Genomic DNA, 5,980 nt, shown 5'->3' with positions numbered 1-5,980 from the left:
TTGGAGGACGTCGAGGCGGTTTTGCCGCAGTTCACCGGGCCAATCGAACAGATACCACCCAAATATTCCGCGCTGAAAATCAATGGCCGCCGGGCCTATGATCTGGCGCGGGCCGGGGAAGAGGTGGAGATGAAGCTGCGGGCGGTGACGATCTATGGTCTATCCGTTCGGCCTAAGCCTGTCGAAAGAAGGCCGTTAGTCGATAAAGGCGCTTCGACAAGCTCAGCGCAAACAGAGTTACTCGACAGTGTCACCCTCACCACCACAGTCTCCAAGGGCACTTACATCCGCTCCCTGGCCCGTGACATCGCGCGGGCGCTTGGCACTTACGGCCATGTCACCATGTTGCGGCGGACCAAGGCCGGTCCGTTCACCCTGAAACAGGCGATTTCGCTGGACAAACTCAACGAAATTGGTAAGGGCGCGGACATTACAGAATATCTTTTGCCGCTTGAGGCAGGGCTGGACGACATCCCGGCTTATGACCTCACTCCTGATCAGGCAAAACTGCTTCGGCAAGGCATGACGCTGGACGAACAGGAAATGATCGGGAACCCCGCAGTCAACGGGCTTTTCCTAGCGACAGAGAATGAAGGTTCTCCGGTTGCGCTGGCAGAGATTGTTGATGGCACCGTCAAGGTGGTGCGCGGGTTTAATATGTGATGATGTTCGAAGGAATGAAAACAAATGACGATTACCGCAGAAAAAAAACAAGAACTGATTAAAAAATTCGGCCAGACAAAGGGCGATACCGGTTCTCCGGAAGTTCAGGTCGCTGTGCTCACCGAGCGTATTGTGAACCTGACCGAGCATTTCAAAGGCCACCACAAGGATAACCACTCTCGTCGCGGATTGCTGATGATGGTGAACAAGCGGCGCAGCCTGCTGGACTATCTTCGCAAGAAGGATGTCGAGCGTTACGCCAAGTTGATCAAGGACCTTGGTCTCCGGAAATAAGAGTTTTGAAGGCGGCTCCCTTGCGGGGGCCGTTTTCACTTTGTGCACCTGTGTAGACAGGTGCCCATCTCCAGAAAGTGCCAATTGACGCAAACTTGGGAGATGGACCCCTGCCTTCGCAGGGGAACAAATCGGCAATTCCCCGCAATAAGGCGGGGACGCGCCAAGCAAGGGGGGTGAAAGTCACCCCGAACCGCTGTTCAGCCGGATTGCTGGACACAAGAAAGCCCCCGCACTGCATAGGGCAGGCGGGACAAAGGAAAATACGAATGTTTGATGTAAAAAAAGTTGAAATGGAATGGGGCGGACAGACCCTCACCCTCGAGACGGGCCGTATTGCCCGCCAGGCTGACGGCGCGGTACTTGCGACCCTCGGCGAAACGGTTGTACTGTGCGCAGTTACCGCCGCCAAATCGGTACGTGACGGGCAGGATTTCTTCCCGCTGACCGTTCACTATCAGGAAAAATTCTCAGCCGCCGGTCGTATCCCGGGCGGATTTTTCAAGCGCGAAGGCCGCTCGACGGAAAAAGAAACGCTGACATCGCGTTTGATTGACCGTCCTTGCCGACCGTTGTTCCCAGAAGGTTTCTACAACGAAATCAACGTAATCTGTCAGGTGATGAGCTATGATGGCGTCAACGAACCCGACATTCTGGCGATGGTTGCTGCTTCTGCTGCGCTGACCATTTCCGGCGTTCCATTCATGGGACCAATCGGCGCTGCGCGTGTTGGCTATAAAGAAGGCGAATATCAACTGAACCCGTCGATGGACGAAGTCGCCGAAGGCGAACTTGATCTGGTTGTAGCCGGAACCATGGGCGCTGTGATGATGGTTGAATCCGAGGCACAAGAGCTTTCGGAAGAAGTCATGCTCGGCGCTGTGCAATTTGCCCATAACGCATGTAAGGAAGTAGCTGGCCTGATCATCGATCTGGCTGAACAGGCTGCGAAAGAGCCTTGGCAGCTTGACGCTGGTGACGACAATAGCGGCATTAAGGACGAACTGCGCAAGCTGGTCGGAAAAGATATTGCTGCGGCTTACAAGAAAACCGACAAATCAGAACGTAGCAACGCGCTGAATGCGGTTCGCGACAAAGCCAAAGAAAAATATGCCGATGCAGACGGCCAGACCCAGATGACCGCCGGCAAGATGGTCAAGAAGCTGGAAGCGGAAATCGTTCGTGGTGCTATCATCAAGGATGGCACCCGTATCGACGGTCGTAAGCTTGATCAGGTTCGCCCGATCGAAGCGATGGTTGGTTTGCTGCCAAGGACCCACGGTTCGGCTCTGTTCACCCGCGGTGAAACTCAGGCGATTGTGACCACGACTTTGGGCACCAAAGATGCTGAGCAGATGATCGACGGGCTCGACGGTCTGAGCTACACCAATTTCATGCTGCACTATAACTTCCCGCCTTATTCGGTTGGTGAAGTTGGACGTTTCGGATTCACCAGCCGCCGCGAAACCGGCCATGGTAAGCTCGCGTTCCGCGCGCTCCGTCCGGTATTGCCGACAGTCGAAGAATTCCCTTACACGATCCGTGTTCTCTCGGACATTACCGAGTCCAACGGTTCGTCGTCGATGGCGACGGTCTGCGGCGGTTCGCTTGCAATGATGGATGCTGGTGTGCCTTTGGCGCGCCCGGTTTCCGGTATCGCGATGGGCCTGATCCTCGAAGGCGAAGAATTTGCGGTTCTTTCCGACATTCTCGGCGACGAAGATCATCTTGGCGACATGGACTTCAAGGTTGCCGGTACCGAAAAAGGTATCACTTCCTTGCAGATGGACATCAAGGTAGCCGGCATTACGCAGGAAATCATGAAGTCTGCTCTGGAACAAGCCAGTGGCGGCCGTGCGCATATCCTCGGTGAAATGAGCAAGGCACTGAGCGGCACCCGGACCGAAATGTCCGAACATGCTCCGCGTATCGAAACGCTGCAGATCAACAAAGAGAAGATCCGCGACGTAATCGGAACCGGCGGAAAGGTCATTCGCGAAATCGTTGCCGAAACCGGCGCGAAGGTCGACATTGACGACGAAGGCCTGATCAAGGTTTCTTCTTCCGACAAATCCCAGATCGATGCGGCAATCGCATGGATCAAGGGCATTGTTGAAGAAGCCGAAGTCGGTAAAGTCTATGACGGCAAGGTTGTGAACCTGGTCGACTTTGGCGCATTCGTGAACTTCATGGGCGGCAAGGACGGTCTCGTCCACGTCTCTGAAATCAAGAATGAGCGTGTCGAGAAGGTCTCTGACGAACTGAGCGAAGGCCAGGAAGTCAAGGTCAAGGTTCTCGAAATCGACCAGCGCGGCAAGGTTCGCCTGTCTATGCGGGTTGTTGATCAGGAAACTGGTGAAGAGCTCGAAGACACCCGTCCTGCACGCGAACCACGCGGTGACAAGCCTCGTGGCCCACGCCGTGACGGCGGTGGTGGTCGTGGACGCGACGGTGGTGGACGTGGCCGTGACGGCGGCGGACGCGGCCGGAACAATGACGGTCCGAAAGAAGCAGGCGGCGATATCCCGCTGCCGGCTTCAATCACCGAAGACTAGATTTCCGCAAATGAATAAAAAGGGGCCCGGAGCGATCCGGGCCTTTTTTATGTCGGGTATAATTCTGCGCGGATTGCCGGATTAATGTCTGGTAAAGCTGCAATCGAACATGGAGTATAGATCTCCTCCGGCGGCTTTTTTTGCTTTATTCTTGGCTGGACGAAAACAAGCGGTTAAGAGGTCTGCCATATGACAAAACAGATAATCAAATGGGCCGTAATTGGTCTCTCGGCTTCGATGCTTTCCGGTTGCGCGCTCTTCGGCGGCAGCAGCGGAAGCGGTACAGACACAAGATATGTCGCTCGCGATGTCGATACGCTCTACAATGCCGCCAAAGACCGGCTCGACCGCGGTCAGTACAAGATAGCCGCCGCGCTGTTCGATGAAGTCGAACGCCAGCATCCCTATTCCCCGTGGGCGCGCCGTGCGCAGCAGATGAGCGCGTTCAGCTATTATCTCGCCGCCGATTATAACAAGGCGATCGAGTCATCCCGCCGTTTTCTGTCGATCCATCCAGGCAACAAGGATGCGCCTTATGCCTATTATCTGATTGCGCTATGCTATTACGAGCAGATCAGCGATGTGACCCGCGACCAGAAAATCACCGAACAGGCTCTATCGTCTCTCGGCGAGGTTGCCCGCCGCTATCCCAATTCGCGCTATGCTGCCGATGCCACATTGAAAATGGATCTGGTCAACGACCACCTCGCAGGCAAGGAAATGGAAATCGGGCGTTTCTACCAGCGTCGCGGCAAATGGCTTGCCGCAACCATCCGGTTCCGGATCGTGATCGACAAATATCAGACCACCACCCACACCCCGGAAGCTTTGATGCGCCTGACCGAATCCTATCTTTCGCTGGGTGTTCCGGTGGAGGCGAAAAATACCGCCGCGGTACTGGGCGCCAACTATCCCGGCACCAAATGGTACAAGCGGGCTTATGATCTGGTGAACAAGCACGGGGCCACTTAAAACCGCATGTCGCTGCAAGGCGTTGCAGCTATAGTAAACGTGTTTTAAGAGGGACCTGTGCTGCAGTCCCTATCCATCCGCGATATAGTATTGATCGAGGCGCTCGACCTCGAATTCGGGTCGGGCCTCACCGTGCTAACCGGCGAAACCGGCGCGGGCAAGTCGATCCTGCTCGACAGTCTCGGGCTGGCGCTCGGCAGTCGGGCAGATAGCGGTCTGGTCCGCCAAGGTACCGAGAAGGCCCAGGTTACCGCCAGTTTTGCCGCGCCCGCAGGGGACAGCAAGCTGGCCGCCACTTTGGCCGACAATGACATAGAAATCGAACCCGGCGAACCGTTGATCATCAAACGATCGGTCAAGGCCGATGGCGGCAGCCGCGCCTTCATCAATGACCAGCCCTGTTCGGCGGCTCTGCTCCGCGCTGTGGGTGGGCAGCTCATCGAAATCCATGGGCAGCATGATGATCGCGGCCTGATCAACCCCAAGGGGCACAGGGCTTTGCTCGATGCTTTCGCTGGTGTCGAAGGCACTGCGGTTCGCGACTCGTTCGAAGCATGGCAGGCTGCGAAAACGGCTCTGGAGCAGGCGAAGCAAGACCAAGATGCGGCGGAACAGGACCGCGAATATCTTGAGCATAGCGTGACCGAATTGGCCAAATTCGCGCCCGAGCCGGGCGAAGAGCAAGAGCTGGCCTTGGGTCGGGCGACAATGATGAAGGGCGAGAAGCTGACCGGCGATCTCGAGCTGATTCGCTCCGCGTTTGACGGCTCGGAAGGCGGCCTGGCATCGCTCCGCGCGGCGGCGCGGCGGCTTGACCGGATTGCCGAAGATCACCCATTGCTGGCGGAGGCTCTGGAGGCGCTCGACCGGTCGATTATCGATGCCAGCGAGGCCGAGGACAAGCTTAATGATGCCGCCGCTGCGCTGGTCTTTGATCCGCAGCGACTCGACGATATGGAGACCCGCCTGTTCGACCTGAGGGGGCTAGCGCGCAAGCATCGGGTGGAGCCGGACAAGCTTTCGGATCTGCTGAATGAACTGCAATCGAAGCTGGCGGCGATCAGCGATGGCGGCAAGACATTGGAAGACTTGGAAGCATCTTTGGCCCGTTCGAAAGCGGCATATGTCACGACGGCGGAAGCGTTGCGGGCAAAGCGGAGCAAGGCGGCCAAGGCACTGGATAAAGCGGTTGCCGGAGAATTGGCGCCGTTGAAACTGGATGCCGCAAGATTTGAGACTTTACTTGAAGAATTGCCTGAAGACCACTGGAATAGAAGCGGAATGGACCGGATCGAGTTTCTGATCTCGACCAATCCCGGTGCCCCGCTGGCGCCTTTGGGCAAAATTGCGTCCGGTGGTGAACTTTCGCGGTTCATTCTGGCCCTGAAAGTCGCTTTGGCGGAAGAATATGGTCTGAAAACGATCATTTTTGACGAAGTTGACCGCGGCGTCGGCGGGGCGGTGGCCTCGGCGATCGGCGACCGGCTGTCGCGGCT

At 56.6% G+C, this 5,980-nt stretch carries 5 protein-coding genes; all 5 read left to right on the top strand.

Translation table 11 applies throughout. The features are described from left to right. A partial coding sequence (locus WBM93_RS03780) for a tRNA pseudouridine synthase B (protein WP_424428351.1) occupies positions 1–663 on the top strand: 663 nt, incomplete at its 5' end. Positions 664–687: 24 nt separating this feature from the next. Continuing rightward, the gene (rpsO, locus tag WBM93_RS03775) at positions 688–957 is read left to right on the top strand and encodes a 30S ribosomal protein S15 (RefSeq protein ID WP_424428348.1); all 270 of its coding nucleotides are present in this window, start codon (positions 688–690) and stop codon (positions 955–957) included. Between the two features lie 269 nt (positions 958–1,226). Next, entirely contained in the window at positions 1,227–3,512 is a 2,286-nt protein-coding gene (pnp, locus tag WBM93_RS03770; protein WP_424428346.1) for a polyribonucleotide nucleotidyltransferase, read from the top strand. A gap of 189 nt (positions 3,513–3,701) precedes the next feature. Continuing rightward, on the top strand, positions 3,702–4,484 hold the full coding sequence (locus WBM93_RS03765; RefSeq protein WP_424428343.1) for an outer membrane protein assembly factor BamD: 783 nt from the start codon (positions 3,702–3,704) through the stop codon (positions 4,482–4,484). A 57-nt stretch (positions 4,485–4,541) separates the two neighbouring features. Beyond that, positions 4,542–5,980: DNA repair protein RecN (locus tag WBM93_RS03760; RefSeq protein WP_424428340.1), on the top strand; the 1,439-nt coding region annotated here is incomplete at its 3' end.

It is taken from the genome of Parasphingorhabdus sp., assembly GCF_049667325.1.
Lineage (GTDB): Bacteria > Pseudomonadota > Alphaproteobacteria > Sphingomonadales > Sphingomonadaceae > Parasphingorhabdus.
This window is presented reverse-complemented; position numbering and strand designations above follow the sequence as displayed.

Excerpts from the sequence above, each read along its gene's own strand:
- rpsO (WP_424428348.1), top strand. The coding sequence starts at position 688 with ATGACGATTACCGCAGAAAAAAAACAAGAACTGATTAAAAAATTCGGC.
- pnp (WP_424428346.1), top strand. The coding sequence starts at position 1,227 with ATGTTTGATGTAAAAAAAGTTGAAATGGAATGGGGCGGACAGACCCTC.
- WBM93_RS03765 (WP_424428343.1), top strand. The coding sequence starts at position 3,702 with ATGACAAAACAGATAATCAAATGGGCCGTAATTGGTCTCTCGGCTTCG.